Origin of the sequence: Methylobacterium sp. Leaf93, from assembly GCF_001422345.1 — a bacterium.
GTDB lineage: Bacteria > Pseudomonadota > Alphaproteobacteria > Rhizobiales > Beijerinckiaceae > Methylobacterium > Methylobacterium bullatum.
In genome coordinates this window covers 127,937-146,275 of the sequence record NZ_LMMS01000001.1, presented here as the reverse complement: position 1 = coordinate 146,275, position 18,339 = coordinate 127,937, and the positions used below count along the sequence as shown (strand labels likewise).

14 protein-coding genes are annotated in these 18,339 nt (G+C 67.7%); 10 read left to right on the top strand and 4 right to left on the bottom strand.

The window, feature by feature from the left end:
* Positions 1-184 precede the first annotated feature (184 nt).
* The 3 genes from ASF26_RS00690 to ASF26_RS00680 all read left to right on the top strand — a co-directional run bounded on the left by ASF26_RS00690 (position 185) and on the right by ASF26_RS00680 (position 3,165).
* Positions 185-1,063, top strand: coding sequence for an outer membrane protein assembly factor BamD (locus ASF26_RS00690; protein WP_018041933.1), 879 nt, complete (start codon positions 185-187; stop codon positions 1,061-1,063).
* Between the two features lie 120 nt (positions 1,064-1,183).
* A complete protein-coding gene (recN, locus tag ASF26_RS00685; RefSeq protein ID WP_056248077.1) occupies positions 1,184-2,857 on the top strand; it encodes a DNA repair protein RecN in 1,674 nt (557 codons plus the stop codon).
* A 98-nt stretch (positions 2,858-2,955) separates the two neighbouring features.
* The gene (locus tag ASF26_RS00680; RefSeq protein ID WP_056248074.1) at positions 2,956-3,165 is read left to right on the top strand and encodes a hypothetical protein; all 210 of its coding nucleotides are present in this window, start codon (positions 2,956-2,958) and stop codon (positions 3,163-3,165) included.
* 42 nt (positions 3,166-3,207) lie between these two features.
* Here ASF26_RS00680 and ASF26_RS00675 read toward each other — a convergent pair whose 3' ends face one another.
* Positions 3,208-3,459 carry a hypothetical protein gene (locus tag ASF26_RS00675; protein WP_056248072.1) on the bottom strand — a complete coding sequence of 84 codons (252 nt, stop codon included), beginning with the start codon at positions 3,457-3,459 and terminating at the stop codon, positions 3,208-3,210.
* A 289-nt stretch (positions 3,460-3,748) separates the two neighbouring features.
* Here ASF26_RS00675 and pstS point away from each other — a divergent pair, with 289 nt between their 5' ends.
* The 6 genes from pstS (at position 3,749) to phoB (ending at position 9,283) form a co-directional block, all read left to right on the top strand.
* Positions 3,749-4,783: a phosphate ABC transporter substrate-binding protein PstS gene (gene pstS, locus ASF26_RS00670; protein WP_056248069.1), complete on the top strand. Its 1,035-nt coding sequence runs from the start codon at positions 3,749-3,751 to the stop codon at positions 4,781-4,783.
* Between the two features lie 141 nt (positions 4,784-4,924).
* Positions 4,925-5,899, top strand: a complete 975-nt coding sequence (gene pstC / locus ASF26_RS00665) for a phosphate ABC transporter permease subunit PstC (RefSeq protein WP_056248065.1) — start codon at positions 4,925-4,927, stop codon at positions 5,897-5,899.
* A gap of 19 nt (positions 5,900-5,918) precedes the next feature.
* Positions 5,919-6,815, top strand: a complete 897-nt coding sequence (gene pstA, locus ASF26_RS00660; protein WP_056248055.1) for a phosphate ABC transporter permease PstA — start codon at positions 5,919-5,921, stop codon at positions 6,813-6,815.
* Between the two features lie 46 nt (positions 6,816-6,861).
* On the top strand, positions 6,862-7,680 hold the full coding sequence (gene pstB / locus ASF26_RS00655; RefSeq protein WP_018041940.1) for a phosphate ABC transporter ATP-binding protein PstB: 819 nt from the start codon (positions 6,862-6,864) through the stop codon (positions 7,678-7,680).
* An 85-nt stretch (positions 7,681-7,765) separates the two neighbouring features.
* Positions 7,766-8,491, top strand: coding sequence for a phosphate signaling complex protein PhoU (phoU, locus tag ASF26_RS00650; protein ID WP_056248050.1), 726 nt, complete (start codon positions 7,766-7,768; stop codon positions 8,489-8,491).
* 90 nt (positions 8,492-8,581) lie between these two features.
* Positions 8,582-9,283 carry a phosphate regulon transcriptional regulator PhoB gene (phoB, locus tag ASF26_RS00645; protein WP_056248047.1) on the top strand — a complete coding sequence of 234 codons (702 nt, stop codon included), beginning with the start codon at positions 8,582-8,584 and terminating at the stop codon, positions 9,281-9,283.
* A 305-nt stretch (positions 9,284-9,588) separates the two neighbouring features.
* Here the strand turns inward: phoB and ASF26_RS00640 are convergent, their stop codons facing one another.
* Both ASF26_RS00640 and ASF26_RS00635 read right to left on the bottom strand, forming a co-directional pair.
* Complete coding sequence (locus ASF26_RS00640) at positions 9,589-11,280, bottom strand: methyl-accepting chemotaxis protein (RefSeq protein ID WP_056248042.1); 1,692 nt, start codon at positions 11,278-11,280, stop codon at positions 9,589-9,591.
* 314 nt (positions 11,281-11,594) lie between these two features.
* On the bottom strand, positions 11,595-11,840 hold the full coding sequence (locus ASF26_RS00635) for a hypothetical protein (RefSeq protein WP_244475779.1): 246 nt from the start codon (positions 11,838-11,840) through the stop codon (positions 11,595-11,597).
* A 205-nt stretch (positions 11,841-12,045) separates the two neighbouring features.
* Between ASF26_RS00635 and ASF26_RS00630 the strand changes: the two genes are divergently transcribed.
* A complete protein-coding gene (locus tag ASF26_RS00630; protein ID WP_198290806.1) occupies positions 12,046-12,216 on the top strand; it encodes a hypothetical protein in 171 nt (56 codons plus the stop codon).
* Between the two features lie 135 nt (positions 12,217-12,351).
* On the opposite strand, the gene ASF26_RS00625 is transcribed toward ASF26_RS00630, so the two are convergent.
* A complete protein-coding gene (locus tag ASF26_RS00625) occupies positions 12,352-18,126 on the bottom strand; it encodes a DUF3320 domain-containing protein (RefSeq protein WP_056248033.1) in 5,775 nt (1,924 codons plus the stop codon).
* Positions 18,127-18,339: the final 213 nt, after the last annotated feature.

The following is an 18,339-nucleotide window of genomic DNA, read 5'->3' as shown; positions in this document are numbered from 1 at the left end:
CTCGGCCGCCGCTTTCACGCCCAAATCGGACGCCACTGGTGAATCGTCCGTGACAAGAGGCGAGGTCGCGTGTGCCCCATCGAGGCACATGGGCCGTGGCACCGTGCCGTCAGCCGCTCGACCGACATATGTATGGCTTGACGATGCGGCCCCCTTGCAGGGCGCATCTGTTGGGGGAACCGGAATGCGTCTCAACGATCGTAACCGCGGGGCGACGGCAGCCGTGCTCCTGACGCTGTGTGGCTTCGGCCTCGGCGGCTGCGACGCCCTCGACTCGATCAATCCCTTCGCCGAGAAGTACAAGCCCGAGGTCATTCCCGACGTCCCGGCCGACAAGCTCTACAGCGAGGGCCTGGCCAAGATGGAAGACAAGGACTTCGAGGGCGCGTCGAAGAAGTTCGGCGAACTCGACAAGGCCTATGCCTATTCTGACTGGTCGCGCAAAGCGCTGCTGATGACCGCCTACTCGAATTACGAGGGCGCCAAGTACGACGACGCCATCAACGCCTCGAAGCGCTACCTGCAGCGCCACCCGGCGAGCAAGGACGCGGCCTACGCCCAGTACCTGATGGCGATGTCGCATTATAAGCAGATCCCCGACGTGACCCGCGATCAGGACCGCTCCGAGAAGGCGCTGGCCGGTCTGCAGGAGCTCGTCCAGAAATATCCGACCTCCGAATACGCGGCGGACGCCAAGGCCAAGATCCAGATCACCCGCGACCAGCTCGCTGGCAAGGAGATGGAAGTCGGCCGCTTCTATCTGGAGCGCCGCAACTTCCCCGCCGCGATCAACCGGTTCCGCGATGTGGTGAGCAAGTACCAGACGACCCGCCACGCGGAAGAAGCGCTGGAGCGTCTGGTCGAGGCCTACATGGCGCTCGGCATCACCGCCGAGGCGCAGACCGCCGCCGCCGTGCTCGGCCACAACTTCCCCGACAGCCCCTGGTACAAGGATGCGTTCGCGCTCCTGCAGAACGGCGGCCTTGAGCCCCGCGAGGAGAAATCCTCCTGGCTCAGCAAGGTCTATCGTGGCGTCATCGGCCGCACCGCCGACGCGCGCTAACAGCGCATCGTCCCGGCCCGCGACGACACGCTTATCGTCAGCGGGCCATTTTTCGGGTGAAGCGGCCGCCGCTTCGCCGTAAGACGTGGCCACCGTATCCAACGAGGCCCACCCCGCGGCATGCTGAGCCAGCTCGCGATCCGCGACATCGTTCTCATCGATAAGCTCGCCCTGAACTTCCGCGAAGGCCTCAGCGTCCTGACCGGGGAGACGGGTGCGGGCAAATCGATCCTGCTCGACGCCTTCGCCCTGGCCCTGGGCGGGCGCGGCGATGGCGGCCTCGTGCGCCACGGCGAAGGGCAGGGCGGTGTCACCGCCGTGTTCGACGTACCCCTCGACCATCCCGCCCGCCGCCTCGCGGCCGAGGCCGATATCGACACCGAGGGCGACCTGATCCTGCGCCGCGTGCAGATGGCCGACGGCCGCACCCGCGCCTTCGTCAACGATCAGGCCGTGGGCGTGCAGGTCCTGCGGGCCATCGGCGCCACCCTGGTGGAGATCCACGGCCAGCACGACGACCGGGCGCTGGCCGATCCCGGTACCCACCGCGCCATCCTCGACGCTTTCGGCGGGTTGCAGGCCCCCCTCGCGGCGGTGGGCGAGGCGGCCAAGCGCGTGCGCGCCGCCCGCTCGGCTCTCGCCGAGCACCGCGCCAGGGTCGAGGCCGCCCGCAAGGAGGTCGATTTCCTGCGCCATGCGGCGTCGGAACTGGAGACGCTCGATCCCCAGGCCGGGGAGGAGACGTCGCTCGCCGAGCGCCGCATGGTCATGCAGCAGAGCGAGAAGGTGGCCCGCGAGCTCTCCGAGGCCATCGAGGCGGCGGGCGGCCCGAATTCGGCCGTGTCCCATCTGTCCTCGGCCATGCGCAAGCTGGAGCGGCGGGCGAGCCAGATCCCGGCTTTGGTGGAGCCCTGCATCGCCGCCCTCGACGCCGCGCTGTCCGCCCTCGACGAGGCCCATTCGGTCCTCGACACGGCCCTGCGCGAATCCGAGTTCGATCCGCGCGAGCTGGAGCAGGTGGAAGAAAGGCTCTTCGCGCTCCGCGCGGCCTCCCGCAAGTATCAGGTGCCGGTGGACGACCTCGCCGCCTTGCGCCAGCGCTACGAGGCCGATGTGGCCGCCATCGATGCCGGCGAGGAAGCCCTCGGCGGCCTTGAGGCGACGCTGGCCCAGGCCGAGGCGGCCTATGCCAAGGCCGCCACCAAGCTCGGGGAGGGCCGCCGCAAGGCCGCCAAGGCCCTCGACCTCGCCGTGAAGGCCGAACTGCCGCCGCTCAAGTTGGAGCGCGCCCGCTTCATCACCGAGATCGTTACCGACCCGGAATCGCGTGACCCGGCGGGCTACGACCGCGTCGAGTTCTGGGCGCAGACCAACCCTGGAACGCGGCCCGGCCCGATGATGAAGGTGGCGTCGGGCGGCGAGCTCTCGCGCTTCATGTTGGCCCTCAAGGTGGTGCTGGCCGACAAGGGCTCGGCCCCGACCCTGATCTTCGACGAGATCGATACCGGCGTCGGCGGCGCCGTGGCCGATGCCATCGGCGCCCGCCTCGCCCGTCTCGCGGCCGGCGTCCAGGTCGTGGCCGTCACCCATGCGCCTCAGGTCGCCGCGCGGGCCGAGACGCATTTCCTCATCGCCAAGGACCCGGTGAAGGGCCGCGACCGTGTCGCCACCCGCGTCTCCGCCCTGGAAGCGCCCGCCCGTCGGGAGGAGATCGCCCGCATGCTGGCTGGCGCCACCGTGACCGACGAGGCCCGCGCGGCGGCCGCACGCCTTCTTCAATCTACGGATGCCTGACGCGCGATCTTAACCTTCGGTTAACCATCTTGCGCGATGGTATGGGTACGACGCAGGGAATCTTATGGAAACGCGTCGCCACATCGGGAGATCGCGTGATGGATCTGGGAGACGGTGAGACCGATCCCCGGCCTGTGAACGAGTCGGACGGAATGCCGATTCTGACGAGTCCGACCCGCCACCATCTCGGCGGCACCCTCCGGGCGATCTACGAAGACACGTTCGACACGCAGCCGATTCCGGACGGCCAGATCGACCTTCTGCTGCGCCTCCGGCACAAGGAACGCGACCGCCGCCGCGTGGGCTGAGGCGGTCCCGGTTCCTTCATCCCGGCCGGCCGCCCGTCGCCGCTACCAGCGGCGAGCCCCCGGCATGCGCTGGTACTCGGCGCCGCGGATCAGGGTCATCACCGCGTCGAGCTCCGCCAGCAGGGCGCGCTCGTCCTCGCCGGCCTTCGCGACCTCGTCCGGATCGGTCCCGAACTGCCGGCGCTGCTCGGCACGGGTGAGCTCGAGCTCCAGATCCTCCCTGCGCGCATGCAGGGCGAGGAAATCGGCATCGCCTTCACCCCCGGTGGGTGTCACGCTCGATTCGTTCTCCAAGTCGCTGACCTTCCAGGACGGCTGGCGAGACGGGCTGCTCCGTCGTCGACATCGCCGAATCGTATAACGCGCGAGGCCGCAAAACCGTGCCGCCTCGTCCGGGCATCGGTCCACACCCCGCGTTCTCCCTGTCCCACACCGCTCAGGCGGTCAACGGGTGGCCCCTGTCATCGATCTGTCATGGCTCCGTCATAGAGCCAGCATGATCGGGCAGGTAACGGTGCGCTGCAGCAGGATTGCTCTTGCAGCGCGGCACGTATAGCGCCCGGACAGAATACGGAGAGCCACCGTGAAACCCTTCCATTTCGCCCTTGCCATCGGGCTCGCCACCGCGCAGTTCGGCGCCGTCGCCCAGGCCGCCGACATCACCGGTGCCGGCGCGACCTTCCCCTTCCCGGTCTATTCGAAATGGGCCGAAGCCTACCGCAAGGAGACCGGCACGGGCCTCAACTACCAGTCCATCGGCTCGGGCGGCGGCATCAAGCAGATCCAGGCCAAGACCGTCGATTTCGGCGCCACCGACGCGCCGCTCAAGGGCCCGGCCCTGGAGAAGGACGGCCTCGTCCAGTTCCCCACCGTCATGGGCGGCGTCGTCACCGTCGTGAACATCGCCGGTGTCGAGCCGGGCAAGCTCAAGCTCACCGGTGAGCTCATCGCCGACATCTACGCCAACAAGATCACCAAGTGGAGCGATGCCAAGATCGCTGCGGTGAATCAGGGGCTGAAGCTCCCCGACTCGCCGATCACCCCGGTCTACCGTTCGGACGCGTCCGGCACGACCAGCATCTTCACCACCTATCTCAGCGCGGTCTCCGAGAGCTGGAAGAAGGAATTCGGTGCGGCCACTACGGTCAGCTGGCCTGCCGGCCAGGGCGGCAAGGGCAACGAGGGCGTCACCGCCACCGTCAAGCAGGTGCCGAACTCCATCGGCTACGTGGAATCGGCCTATGCCAAGCAGAACAAGCTCAGCTACTCGCTGATCCAGAACAAGGCCGGCAAGTTCCCGGCTCCCGACGACAAAGCGTTCCAGGCCGCCGCCGCCTCCGCCGACTGGAAGGCCGCCCCGGGCTTCGGCATCTCCCTCGTCAACCAGGCCGGTGACGATGCCTGGCCGATCACCGCCGCCACCTTCATCCTCGTCTACAAGGACCCGGCCGATCCGGCCAAGTCCGCCGACGTGCTGAAGTTCTTCGACTGGGCCTACAAGAACGGCGACAAGCTCGCCACCGACCTCGACTACGTGCCGCTGCCGGACAACGTCGTCTCCCTCGTCCACACCGAGTGGAAAGAGATCAAGGGCAAGGACGGCAAGCCCGTCTTCTAAGGCAGCCTTCCAGCTGAAATCCTAAAACCGCGCAGGCCCGGCAAAAACGCCGGGCCTGCGCCACGAGTGGACGCGGTGTTCCACCTCGCCACTCGCTACCTCGCACTATACGAGCCCTCAAGGTGAAGAAGCAGACGTCGGATGGCCGCCTTGACTGAACAGATTTCGTTGGCCCGCACGGGCTCCCCCGCTCGCAAGAAGCCGGGCGGCCTCGGCGACCAACTCTTCCGCGCCGCCTCCTACGCGTCGGCGCTGCTGGTCCTCCTCTTCCTCGCGGGCATCCTGGCCTCCATCGCCTATGGCGGCTGGCCGGCCTTCAAGGAGTTCGGCTTCGGCTTTGTCACCTCCAGCGCCTGGAACATCGGCCAGGAGCAGTACGGCGCCCTCGTGGCCATCGTCGGCACCCTGGTCTCGGCCCTTCTCGCCCTCGTCATCGGCGTGCCGATCTCCATCGGCATCGCCGTCTACCTCACCCAGCTCTGCCCCGGCTGGGCGAGGAAGCCCGTCTCGATGACGATCGAGCTCCTCGCCTCGGTGCCGAGCATCATCTACGGCATGTGGGGCCTGTTCATCTTCGCCCCGCTCTTCGCCCATTACGTGCAGATGCCGGTGTCGAGCCTGGTCGAGGGCCTGCCCATCGTCGGCACGCTGTTCTACGCCCGCGTTCCCTCCGGCGTCGGCATCCTCACGGCGGGCATCATCCTCGCCATCATGATCGTGCCCTTCGTCGCCTCGATCACCCGCGACATGCTCGACCAGATCCCCACCGTGCTGCGCGAGAGCGCCTACGGCATCGGCTGCACCACCTGGGAGGTGGTCCGCCACGTCCTGGTGCCGCAGGCGTCCGTGTCGATCATCGGCGCGGTGATGCTCGGCCTCGGCCGCGCGCTCGGCGAGACCATGGCGGTGACCTTCGTCATCGGCAACGCCAACCGCCTGTCCGGCTCGATCTTCGATCCCGGCTCCACCATCGCCTCGCGCATCGCCAACGAGTTCAACGAGGCCGACGGCATGCAGCTCAACTCGCTGATGGCGCTCGGCTGCATCCTCTTCGTCATCACCTTCGTCGTCCTGATCGTCGCACGCCTGCTCGTCCGGCGCGTGAAGGTCGCCTGAGCCCTCTGGAGCCCGAACCATGGACGCCGTGAACACCCTCACCACCAACGACGCGCCGCCGCTCAAGGCCAGCCGCGTCCGGTCGAGCCGCCGCGTGGCGGACAAGCTGCTTATCGTCGGAAGCACCGTGGCGACGCTGATCGGCATCGTGGTGCTGGGCTCGATCCTGCTCATGCTCATCGTCGAGGGCGTGAAGGGCTTCTCGCCGCTGCTTTTCACCGAGCCGACGCCCGGCCCCGGATCGGAAGGTGGCGGCATCGCCAACGCCATCCTCGGCAGCCTGGTCCTGACCCTGATCGGCATCGTCATCGCGACGCCGGTGGGCGTCATGGCCGGCACCTATCTCGCCGAGTACGGCCGCCACTCGAAGCTCGCCGACGTGATCCGCTTCCTCAACGACATCCTGCTCTCGGCGCCCTCGATTCTCATCGGCCTGTTCGTCTACACCCTGATGGTGCGGCCGATGGGGACCTATTCGGGCTGGGCCGGCGGGGTGGCGCTGGCCATCATCGCCACCCCGGTGATCGTGCGCACCACCGAGGACATGCTGCGCCTCGTGCCCTCGACGCTCCGCGAGGCCGGCGCGGCTTTGGGCGCACCGCCCTCCATCGTCATCAAGAGCATCACCTGGCGCGGTGCCAGCGCCGGCATCGTCACCGGCATCATTCTGGCGCTCGCCCGCATCGCCGGCGAGACCGCGCCGCTGCTCTTCACCGCGCTCAACAACAACAGCTGGTTCTCACCCAACCTCATGGGCGGCATCCCGAACCTTCCGGTGATGATCTACCAGTTCGCCCTCTCGCCCTACTCGAACTGGCAGCAGCTCGCCTGGGCCGGCGCCCTCCTCATCACCGCCACGATCCTCGCCCTCTCGATCGTGGCCCGCTTCGTCATCAAGAGCGAGCGGGCGCGCTGACCCCGCGCCCCCGTCCCATCCCGCCCTCGACAAGGACACGCACCCGATGAACGCCGCTCCCGCGATCACGCAAGCTCAGCTGACCGGCCGCCACAAGGCCGACGAGCAGGCCCCCGTGCGCATCGCCGTGAAGGACCTGAACTTCTATTACGGCTCCTTCCACGGCTTGAAGTCGGTCAACCTCAACTTCCACGACCGGCAGGTCACCGCGCTGATCGGCCCGTCCGGCTGCGGGAAGTCGACCCTCCTGCGCACCTTCAACCGGATCTACAGCCTCTACCCCGAGCAGCGCGCCGAGGGGCAGATCCTCCTCGACGGCCAGAACGTCCTCGACGCCAAGGTCGATCTCAACGAGCTGCGCTCGCGCATCGGCATGGTGTTCCAGAAGCCGACGCCGTTCCCGATGTCGATCTATGACAACGTCGCCTTCGGCCTGCGCCTCTACGAGAAGCTGCCCAAGGCCGATCTCGACGTCCGCGTCGAGGAATCCCTGCGCAAGGCCGCCCTCTGGGACGAGGTGAAGGACAAGCTCAAGCAGTCGGGCATGGGTCTGTCGGGCGGCCAGCAGCAGCGCCTCTGCATCGCCCGCACCGTGGCCCAGCGCCCCGAGGTGATCCTGTTCGACGAGCCGACCTCGGCCCTCGACCCGATCTCCACGGGCCGCATCGAGGAACTGATCGAGCAGCTGCGCTCCGAGTTCACGATCGTCATCGTCACGCACAACATGCAGCAGGCGGCACGCATCTCGCAGTTCACGGCGTTCATGTATCTCGGCGAGCTGGTGGAGTTCGGCCCCACCACGCGGATCTTCATGAACCCCGAGAAGCGCCAGACCCAGGACTACATCACCGGCCGCTTCGGCTGAGCCCGCCGGGGCCGCGTTCCGCGGCACCGGTCCCGATCTACGCGATGCGGGCCGCCCGAGGCGGCCTCGGTCGAGGAGTGCGAGCATGTCCACCCACATCGTCAGTTCCTACGACACGGAACTGGAAAACCTGCGCCGCTCGATTTCCGAGATGGGCGGGATCGCCGAGAAGATGATGACCGATTCCGGCAACGCCCTGGTGCGCCGGGACGTGCCCCTGGCCCAGGCGGTGATCGGCGCCGACAAGCGCCTCGATGCCCTCCAGCACGAGATCGAGGAGCGGGCGATCCTGCTCATCGCCAAGCGTCAGCCCCTCGCCATCGACCTGCGCGAGACGGTCTCGGCCATCCGCGTCTCGAACGATCTCGAGCGCATCGGCGACCTGTCGAAGAACGTCGCCAAGCGCGTAGTGGCCATCGCCGAGCAGATTCAGCCGCAGAAGATCGTCATCGCCGTCCAGCACATGGGCGACCTGGTGCAGGAGCAGCTGAAGGACGTCCTCGACGCCTATGCGAGCCAGGACGTGAAGGCCGCCCTCGACGTCTGGGAGCGTGACGACGCCATCGACGCGCTCTACAACTCGCTCTTCCGCGAATTGCTGACCTACATGATGGAAGACCCGCGCAACATCTCGTTCTGCACGCATCTGCTGTTCTGCGCCAAGAACATCGAGCGGATCGGCGACCACACCACCAACATCGCCGAGACGATCCACTACCTCGTCACCGGCACGAACGATCTGGCCGAACAGGATCGCCCGAAGAACGACGCGTCGAACTACGCCACCGTGTCTTTGCCCGCCAGCGCCTGACCGTCCCTCCGGTCGGGCCATTCCGGCACGATCCTCGCGCGGTTGTCCTGTGCGTGACGGGACGGCCGCCCTCACCCTGAAAACACCCGCATGAGTACGCGCATCTTGATCGTCGAGGACGAGGAGGCCCTGACCCTTCTCCTCCGCTACAACCTCGAAGCGGAAGGCTTCGTCGTCGATACCGCCGCCCGCGGCGACGAGGCCGATCTGCGCCTTCAGGAGCAGGTGCCCGACCTCGTCCTCCTCGACTGGATGATGCCCGGTCTCTCCGGTATCGAGCTGTGCCGCCGTATCCGCGCCCGGCGCGAGACCGAGCGGCTGCCGGTGATCATGCTGACGGCGCGGGGCGAGGAGGGCGACCGCATCCGCGGCCTCGGCACCGGCGCCGACGATTACATCGTCAAGCCGTTCTCGGTGCCGGAACTGCTCGCCCGGGTCCGCGCGCTCCTGCGCCGGGCCAAGCCCAGCCACGTGGCGGACCTGCTCGTCGCCGGCAACATCGAGCTCGACCGCGTCAGCCACCGCATCCGCCGCCAGGGCCGCGAGATCCATCTCGGACCCACCGAGTTCAAGCTCCTCGAATTCCTGATGCGGAGCCCCGGCCGGGTATTCTCGCGCGAGCAACTCCTCGACGGGGTCTGGGGGCACGACGTCTATATCGACGAGCGCACGGTGGACGTGCATGTGGGCCGCCTGCGCAAGGCCATCAACCGCCCGCGCCAGAGCGACCCGATCCGCACCGTGCGTGGCTCCGGCTATTCCTTCGACGAGATGTTCTCGACGGACGAGTGAGACCACGGCCGGGTTCGCGCTGCTCCGTCCAGACGAGCACCCCCATCGTGACGAAGGCGGGTGGCCTTGCCTCCGGGCCACCACCGCGAGCCGATGCCATTCCTGCCGATACGAGATCGTGAGGTCGATCCCGGACTTCCGGCGGTCGTTCCGACACGATCTCGCTTCCCGGAGGGCTAAGCAGATTCACGTTGGCAAGACAACGCTTCACCCTGCTTGGCTCTTCGCTGTGTCGCGGGTTTTCTATCGCAGAACCGGGGGCCGCTTCCGCGAAACCTGCTCAGGGACACGCCGCCTGATGAGGGTCAGGCTGCTCGTACCGTCGTCAGGAACTGCCCGACCTCGGTGGCGAGGTGCTCGGATTGGCGCGACAGTTCGGAGGCCGCCTCAAGCACCCGGCTCGCGGCCGTACCCGTTTCTTCGGCCGCGCCAGCGACTCCCGAGATATTGCTCGTCACCGCGCCTGTGCCCGTCGCCGCCCTGGAAACGTTGCGCACGATCTCCTGGGTCGCCGCACCCTGCTGCTCCACGGCCGCCGCGATCGAGGTCGCCACACCACTGATCTCGCGGATACGCCCGGCGATGCCGTCGATGGCCGTGACCGCCTGACCTGTCGAAGACTGGATGCGGCCGATCTGACCGACGATCTCTTCCGTTGCTTTCGCGGTCTGGTTCGCGAGTTCCTTGACCTCGGCTGCGACCACCGCGAAGCCTCGTCCGGCCTCGCCTGCGCGGGCAGCCTCGATGGTCGCGTTGAGCGCCAGGAGGTTGGTTTGACCGGCGATGCCGGAGATCATTGCCACCACGTCACCGATGCGGGTGGCCGCTTCGCTCAAATCCCGCACCAGCACGGCGGTCTCGCCGGCCTCAGCCACCGCGCGGGTGGCGAGATCGGCCGAACCGTCGACCTGCCGGCCGATCTCCTGCACCGACGAACCGAGTTCTTCCGTCGCCACCGCCACTGTGTTGACATTCGAGGCCGCTTCCTCGGCCGCTGCCGCCACTGAGATCGACTGCGAGGCGGTCTGTGCCGCAGTACCCACCATTGCCCGTGCCGTCGCCTGCATCTCGGCAGCGGCGGCATCCACCCGAGCCACAATGCCGTTCACCGTCGTTTCGAACGTTCGCGTCGTCGCATCGATCTGCTCGGCTTGACGCAGTTTCTGTGCCTGCTCGGCTGCCCGCTCCTCCGTCAGGCCCCGTGCGACGAGGGCATTGTCTCTGAACGTGCGCACCGCCCGCGTTATGTCACCGACCTCGTCGCGCTGCCGCGTTTCCGGAACGGCGGCGTCGAGTTCCCCCTTGGCGAGCTTCAGCATCACGGCGGTGAGCGGGCGAAGCGACCGGATGGCCCGGTAGGCCCAAACCGCAAAGCCGCAGCCGATGAGCGAGGCCATCGCGCAAAGCGCCAGCATGAGGACGGTAAAGGCTTGAGAGACCGCGCGGACATCGGCGCCGGTGGCCTGATTGCGGGCTTCCTGGAGGTCGATGAATCGGTTGATGCGCGCAAGCCATTCGACGAAGGCCGGCCGCGCATCCTGCATGAGGATCGCTCGGGCTTTGCCGACGTCCCCGGACTGCTGGCTGTCGATCACGGCCTTCATGAGCGGCAGGGTCCTGGCTTCCGTCTGCTTGATGTCCCCGAGGATCGCCCGCTCTTCGGCAGAGGTGTCGGGCCGTTCGGCGAACATCCGGTCCATGCTCGCCGCCGATCGGGCGTAAGCTTCGGTCAGCCGCGTAATGTCGGCGAGCGCCGCGTCGCGGCCCGCTTGATCCGCCACGAGCGTGACATCACGCAAACTGATGGCTCGGTCGTGCACGCTTCCACGGAAGTTGATGGCATAACGCTGCTTGACGGAATTCAAATTATTGATTTCTATCAGCTTGCTGTCTATGGTTTTTACTTGGAATACACCATAGATGGTCAGTACAATCATCATTGTCAGCAAGGCAACGTAGCCAATGGCGACTTTTGTGCCTAATTTAAAACTGGTCACGTGCAACCCCGCCCACAGCGTGTGAATGGGTTTGGATATGGGGAAGATGTTAACAGAAGCAGAAAGGGGGGATGGTTTGCGGTGAGCCTGCGATTTGTAGACAATCCATTGCTGCGTCGACTATAAACATAATAAAATCATGTATTTATACGGCAAACACTAATATGACTTTGATTTAATATGTTTTGTTTTATAATAAATATTATTTCATGTATAAAAACTCTCGATCCAGATCGTATCGCTCACATGTCTTCTTTTGTAGTCAACGCATGATGGTTGGTATGACGAGATTGCGTCGCATGCCGAACGTCCGCTCAGCGGTCGAAGCGTCGCATCGAACGGCTGTCCCGCTCGGCGTTGCGCCGGGTCCTGTCACCCGCCCGCGCCCGGTCGCGCTGGACGGTCTCCATACGCCGGAGCGTCTCTGTCTGCTCTCGGTACGCCCGCGCCAGGTCGCTCACCGCGTTCATCGCACGCACCCGGTTCGCATCCTGTGCTCGCGCGTCGAAGGACCATGCCGCGAGCAGAAGGGCGAGGACGGCTGAGGTGGGGCGGGGCATCGGGTTGGGACCTTCGGGCAGGAGAAGGGTGGATCGGGCGTGCTGCCCGACATGCATCATAGTGCGTCAAATGCAGGGCTTCGCGGGATAATGTGCATTCCATGCGCGGGCTGCATAAGTGGTATTTGGCGTTTGGTATACCAGAAAGGCGGGGAGGCTGTCATACATGCTGCAACGCAAACGCATCGCCCCGAGGAACATCGATATGACCGCTCTCATTCTCACCGCCGTCGCCGTCGCCGCAGCCGCCAACATCTCCCTGGTGGCCTTCGTCGCCGATCGCCTGACCCCCACGACCAGCACCTCCACCGTCACGGCCGGTGAGCTCGTCCTCGTGAACGACAACGCTCCCGAAGCCCTGAAGCTCGCAGCCTAATTCACGTCGCACGGCTCCAAAGTCACCGCCATCGGCCCCGCCTTACCAGGCGGGGCTTTTTCACGTCGCGTACCGCCATAAACCCCGGCGCATGGCGGTCGAAACGGGGGTCGCGTGGCGGTCGATCCGCCCGTCTCATCCGACGGGTTTCGGGGCCGGTGCTTCGCTCTCCCGCGCGAGGGAGGCGGCCTCGGCGAACCGGGCGCGGACCGCCTCGCTCATCCGGCCGAGGCCCAGCTGCGCGGCCATCCGAGCCTCGATGCCGAGTGCCGGTTCGAGGTCGCGGGCGAGGCCTGCGAGCTCCTGCAGCGGGATGTCGGCGGGGGCTCGCCCCTCTCCTTCAGCCGGCCGGAACCTCACCGGCCCGGCAGGGGCGGCCTCCGGCCAGAGCACGATGCGGTCGCCCTCGCTGGTATGGGGGCAGCGGGGATCGACGGCCCCCAGGGCGCGCTGGCGCAGGCGGGCCGTGATCCGGGCAAAGCCATGGGCGCGCAGGAGGCGCTCGGCGAGAACGTCAGCAAATACAGGGCCTTCCCGCTTGACCACCTCGGCCGCCATCGCCGCCAGCGTGGCCTCGTAGCCCACCTCGTGGAACCGCGCGGCATCGGGAGAGAAGCCCGATAGGTCGGCGGGTTCATAGAGGCCGGGGGGCTCGGCCCATGGTATGTCAGGGGCGGCCGGCGCGATCACGACCGGCTCCGGCTTCGCCCTATCGGCGTCGAGATCGGCCCGCAACGCCCTGTCGAGCCGGTCGAGGGCGCCTTGCGGATCGTTCCACCAATCGGTGCTCCAGACCCGGTGGATGCGCCATCCGAGGTCGGTGAGCACCCATTCGCGCAGGCGGTCACGGTCGCGCGCGGTCGCCGCCCGGTGATAGGTCGCCCCGTCGCACTCCACTCCCGCGAGGTAGCGCCCCGGAGCGTCGGGATGGACGATGCCGAGGTCGATCCGAAAGGCGGATACGCCCACCTGCGGTACGATTCTCCAGCCCCGTGCGGCCAAAGCCGCCATCACCGCGCCCTCGAACGGTGATTCGATGTCTCCCCCCGTCGGCGCGGCCGCCGTCTCCAAGGCGCGGGCTCCGTGTTCGGCGAAATCGAGGAAGTGCTTGAAATCGCGTACCCCGCGGGCGCTGCCGCGGCCGAGATCCACTTGATCGGCCCGCATCGACGCGAAGACAACGAGTTCCTGCCGGGCCCGGGTGATCGCCACGTTGAGGCGTCGGTGGCCGCCCTCGCGGTTGAGGGAGCTGATCTGCCCGGTGATCCGGCCCGCCGCGTCGGGACCCGCCGCCACCGAGAACAGGATCGCGTCGCGCTCGTCGCCCTGCACGGTCTCGAGGTTCTTCACGAAGACCGGTTCTTTCCAGGTCCTCCCGTCGAAGAACCGCTCCAGTTCCGGCCTTCCCCGCCGCTCGGCATCGAGCAGGTTCTCGATCAGCCGCTGCTGCTCGCCGTTGAAGGTGACGATGCCGAGCGAACGTTCCTCCGCCGCGAAGGCCGGGGCCGTGATCCGGGCGACCACCTCCGCCACCAGGGCGCGCGCTTCCGGTCGGTTCACCCGCGCCCCGCCGCGCTCGTAGACGCCGTCTGCCACGTAGTGCAGCCGCACCGCCCGGTCCTCGGTGACGGGGGAGGGGAAGGTGACGAGGTCGCCGCGATAATAGTGCCGGTTCGAGAAGGCGATGAGGCTCTCGTGGCGGCTTCTGTAGTGCCAGGCGAGGCGCCTTTGCGGCAGGTGCGCAGCCAGGCACTCGTCGAGGATGCTTTCCTGGTCGGCGACGTCGAGGCCGTCCGAGATCTCGTCGACGCCGCGATCGCCCACATTGGTGGGCGGCAATTGTTCGGGATCGCCGACGATGACCACCTGCCGGCCCCGCGCGATGGCGCCGATGGCGTCCCAGGGGGCGATCTGCGAGGCCTCGTCGAAGATGACGATGTCGAAGGGCTTCGCCTCGGCCGGCCAGTACTGGGCGATGGAGAGCGGGCTCATCATCAGGCAGGGGGTCAGACGGGTCAGCGCGTTCGGCATCCGCGCGAAGAGCTGGCGCAGGGGCATGTGCCTGGCGTGCTTGGTGATTTCGCGGGCCAGCGTGCCCCATTCGGGATCGGTGCCGAAGGCGCCGGCGAGCGGCACGCCGCCGCCGATGCGGGCACGCACCGCCGCCCCGGCGAGGCCGGCGAGCCGGGAATCGGCCTCGCCGAAGCCCCGGATCGCCTCCTCGTGGCGCTGGCCCATGAAATCGCGCAGGCGGACGTCGTCGGTGACGGCGTGGTCGATCCACCAGCGCGCATAGGCGCCCTCGAAGGCCGGGAGGATGGCGTCGTCCTGCAGCGTTCCCGCCTCGATCTCGGAGACCAGAGGACCGAGGCCCGCCCTCGTCGCCTCGCTCACCGCCCTCTGCCAGCTCGCCCAGGCCTGCGCCTTGGGCAGCGCCCTCCGCCAGCGTTCCGCAACGGCGAGGGTGCCGGCGACCCAATCGCCCTCCGTCTCCAACGGGCGGTCGGGCTTGGCCCTGCCGGCCAGACGCCCGAGCATCTCGATGACCTTCACGGCGGCGTTTTTCCGCGTCGTGAAATCCTCCTTTGCCAAGGCCAGGCTGCCGCCAGGTTCGAGCCTGCCATCCTCGGTGTCGAGGAACTCGGCGAGCCTCGCGCGGATGATGTCCGGGCCTCCGACGAGCGGCGCCATGGTGGTGATCACCGGTGCGAGCCGCGTCGCCCAGGCCATCGGAGCGGTGAACAGGTCGGCGGGGGCCGTCATATCCGACCAGGGATGTCCGAGCTCCGCGGTAGCGCTCGCCAGAGCCTCCGCTAGGGCAGGCCTTGCCGCCTGCAGGGCCTTGATCTCGGCGAGTGTGACGAGGTCCGGCCCGATATCCTCCGGTACGCGCCCTTGCGCGAAGTGGGCGAGGAGGTCGCGAACTCGGCTCAGACGCCGCCCCCGCAGGAAGAAGTTCGAGGCTTTCGCCGCGCGCCACTCGGCCAGCAGGCGGTCGAGGTCGCTGCCGAACACCGAGGGGGCGTAGGGGACGAAGAGCCGGGCGTTCAGCCGGGCGAGCTCGTCCTGTCGGGTGCGGCGGGCCTCGACGGCATGGCGCAAGGCCGCGCCTCCGGGGCCGAGGAAGCGCAGGCCCATCCGCGCCTCCGGCCGGAACAGGGCGGCGGCGAGGGAGGAGAGCGCGCGCAGGCCGTCATAGGTCCGGCCGAGGGGCGTAAGGCCCATCGCCTCGGCGAGATGCTGGCCGGCTGTCGCGAAGTCCAGCAGGGTGCGGGCGAGTTCGGGAACAGCCTGCTCCATCTCGGCCCGCCACAGGGGCGACCAAGCGATCGCTCCGATGCCCCGGAGGGGATGGTTCGCGATGTCCCCGACGATGGGGCGAAGGGCGGCAAGCTCACCGCACTGGGCCCGCAGGCCATCCCGGTGGCCGGGCACGGAGGTCGTGTCCTTCGGCCAGGCGAGGCTGAGCCCGTCCCGGCCGGCCTGCCGGTCGGCGATGACCCGCCCCATGGCCGAATGGGCGCTGAGGCCGTTCGCCCGTGTGGCGTGCAGGCTCTCCACCACACCGTTCAGGCCCTCCCGGCGGCGCTGGAGATCGGTGGCCGCCTCGTCCCAAGGGACGGGCTCGCCGCTCCTCGCGGCCCAAGCCTCGCGGAGTTGCGCGATGACGTGCGTCTTCTGGGCCTTGGCCGCATGGACTTCGAGGCAGCAGGCGCCCAGCCCCACCGCGTCGAGTCGCCGGCGCACCACCTCCAGGGCGGCGCTCTTCTGCGACACGAACAGCACCGTGCGCCCGAGCGCCAGGCACTGCGCGATCATGTTGGCGATGGTCTGGCTCTTGCCGGTGCCGGGTGGGCCGAACAGGACGAAATCCTTGCCGGAGGCCGCCGCGAGGATCGCCGAGACCTGAGAGGAATCGGCGAGGAGCGGCGTGAAGATGCCGGAGGGTGGATGCTCCGCGTCGAGGCGCTCCGGCACGGGAAAGCCCGTCCCGTCGCCGTAGGCCTGTTTCGGCGTGTCGAGGAGGTGGCGCACCACCGGGCTGCGCTTCAGGAGGTCCGTCCGCTCGCTCAGATCCTTCCACATCAGGAACTTGGTGAAGGAGAAGGCCGAGAGCACCACCTCGGTCGTGACCTCGAACCCCTTTAGGTCGCGGATATGGGTGCGCACGATCCGCCAGACGGCCTCGACGTCGATGCCGGATTCGTCGCCCGGCACGCCCTCGGCGAAATCCGGCATGTCGAGGTCGAAATCCTGACGCAGCATCTCCAGCAGCGTCGGGTTGAGGCGCGCCTCCTCGTCGTGCCGCACCAGGCGGAAGCCGGCGCGGACGCTGGCGCGGGTCAGGGCCGCCGGCACCAGCAGCAGCGGTGCGCGGGCGGGCGGCATGCCGTTGCCCCGTGTCCAGGTGAGGAAGCCGAAGGCGAGGAACAGGACGTTGGCGCCGCCCTCTTCGAAACTGCCGCGGGCGAGCCGGAACAGGTCGGTGAGGCGGGCCTCCAGTTCCTCCGCCCCGACATCGGCGCCGATCTCGCCGCGTTCGTGATCCGTCGCGACGACCGATGCCTCGGAGGGCGGACGGGCGACGAGCCTGAAGGCGCGGCCCGCCGCGAGGGCGTCTTCGAACGCGCCCGGCTCAGGGCAATCGAGAGTGAGCGATCCCTTGCCCGGTTTGAAGTTGAGGAGCTTGTTCCGCAGGGTCAGGTCGAGGAGCCGCAGCTTCCAGGCTTCCAGCCGGTCGCGGGGCTCGCGACGGGGCAGATCGAGGCGGGGAGCGGGGAGATCCTCGACGAAGGACGGCGGCGCGCCGAGCGCTTGGACGAGCGCAGCCGCAATCTCAGGGGCCGGCGCCTGTGCGCCGGGCTCGCCCGTATCGAGGGGGGAGATACCGGATAGGCGGGCGCGCCGCAGATCGAGGACCATCTCCAGGGGGGACTCGGCATCCGCATCGATCAGGCGCGCGCCGGCCGCCACCGCATCCGCGAAACTCCCTGGCGGATCGGCGGTGAGAATTGTGGTCTCGATCAGGATCAGTTCCTGCAGGTCACGGCGCTTCCGCAGGGCCTGGGCGTCGTCGCCGGCCGTTTCCGGCAGGGTCTCGTCCACGAGCCACAGCCCGAGGAGCGCGTGATCGCGGGTGAGGATCAGGAGCGGATTGAGCCCGGCCTGCTCGCAGCAGGCGGCCCAGAGCAGGGTGAGGTCGAGGCAGGTGGCGAGCCTCCGCTCCACGATCGCGCCGGGCTCGCGGACCTTCTGTCCCGACCGTTCGAAACTCGCGGGCGGCAGCACGTAGGTGATCCGCAGGGCCGCCATCGCCGCGTGGATCGCCTCCGCCATCTCCCACGCCCTGGCCCTTCTTCCGCTGCGATAGCCGTCGAAGGCGGTGCTTCGCCTTGCCCGTTCCAGGATCGCGGCGGCGGAGCGCAGGATGCCGTCCACGGCCGGGTCGTTGGGCCTGACGAAGGCCGCGAGCAGTTCGGGCGCCGTATCCGCGCCTCCCCAATGGGAGGGCGGCAGGAGCCGCAGGTCGAACTCCTCCCGGGCGAGCTCGCCCGCCCGATCGCTCCCGTCGGCTGGAGCCGTCAACGTCAGCGTGACGGTACAGAGCCGGTTCTCCCGCAATCCTGCGAGGATCGCTCCGTCGATCCGCAGATCCGGTGCGTCGATGCGTTGGAGGCCCCCAGCCCCGATTTGCTGGATCGGCAGGGTGACAGGGCGGAACAACGGCGGAATCGCTGAGATGCGGAGCGTCACATCGGACAGGTCGGTCTCGCCACAATGGGTCAGGGTGATGTCCCGGAAGAGGGGAATCCCGTTCTGCCAGGATGCGACGCTGGCATGATCGGCGATCGTGCAGGCAAGAGCGCAACGCGTGCGAGCCCCCTCCGACGCTTCGAGCGTATCGTCCATCGCGCCCGGTTCCCCGCCATTCGGCAAGAGTTCTACAGGCGTGGCGTTCGCACTCGCAAGACTCGCCCGGCGACCGCACCGAAGCTCGTCGGGCTCATGGTTGGCCTGGACTCCCATGGTTCGGCGTATCTGGAATCGTTCCACAACATAGTGATTGCCCGGGCAAGACGAGGGTTTGTATAGCGATGGTGACTGGCATCTCGATGATGCTGC

Excerpts from the sequence above, each read along its gene's own strand:
- ASF26_RS00690 (WP_018041933.1), top strand. The coding sequence starts at position 185 with ATGCGTCTCAACGATCGTAACCGCGGGGCGACGGCAGCCGTGCTCCTG.
- recN (WP_056248077.1), top strand. The coding sequence starts at position 1,184 with ATGCTGAGCCAGCTCGCGATCCGCGACATCGTTCTCATCGATAAGCTC.
- ASF26_RS00680 (WP_056248074.1), top strand. The coding sequence starts at position 2,956 with ATGGATCTGGGAGACGGTGAGACCGATCCCCGGCCTGTGAACGAGTCG.
- pstC (WP_056248065.1), top strand. The coding sequence starts at position 4,925 with ATGGCCGCCTTGACTGAACAGATTTCGTTGGCCCGCACGGGCTCCCCC.
- pstA (WP_056248055.1), top strand. The coding sequence starts at position 5,919 with ATGGACGCCGTGAACACCCTCACCACCAACGACGCGCCGCCGCTCAAG.
- pstB (WP_018041940.1), top strand. The coding sequence starts at position 6,862 with ATGAACGCCGCTCCCGCGATCACGCAAGCTCAGCTGACCGGCCGCCAC.
- phoU (WP_056248050.1), top strand. The coding sequence starts at position 7,766 with ATGTCCACCCACATCGTCAGTTCCTACGACACGGAACTGGAAAACCTG.
- phoB (WP_056248047.1), top strand. The coding sequence starts at position 8,582 with ATGAGTACGCGCATCTTGATCGTCGAGGACGAGGAGGCCCTGACCCTT.
- ASF26_RS00635 (WP_244475779.1), bottom strand. The coding sequence starts at position 11,840 with ATGCCCCGCCCCACCTCAGCCGTCCTCGCCCTTCTGCTCGCGGCATGG.
- ASF26_RS00630 (WP_198290806.1), top strand. The coding sequence starts at position 12,046 with ATGACCGCTCTCATTCTCACCGCCGTCGCCGTCGCCGCAGCCGCCAAC.
- ASF26_RS00625 (WP_056248033.1), bottom strand. The coding sequence starts at position 18,126 with ATGGACGATACGCTCGAAGCGTCGGAGGGGGCTCGCACGCGTTGCGCT.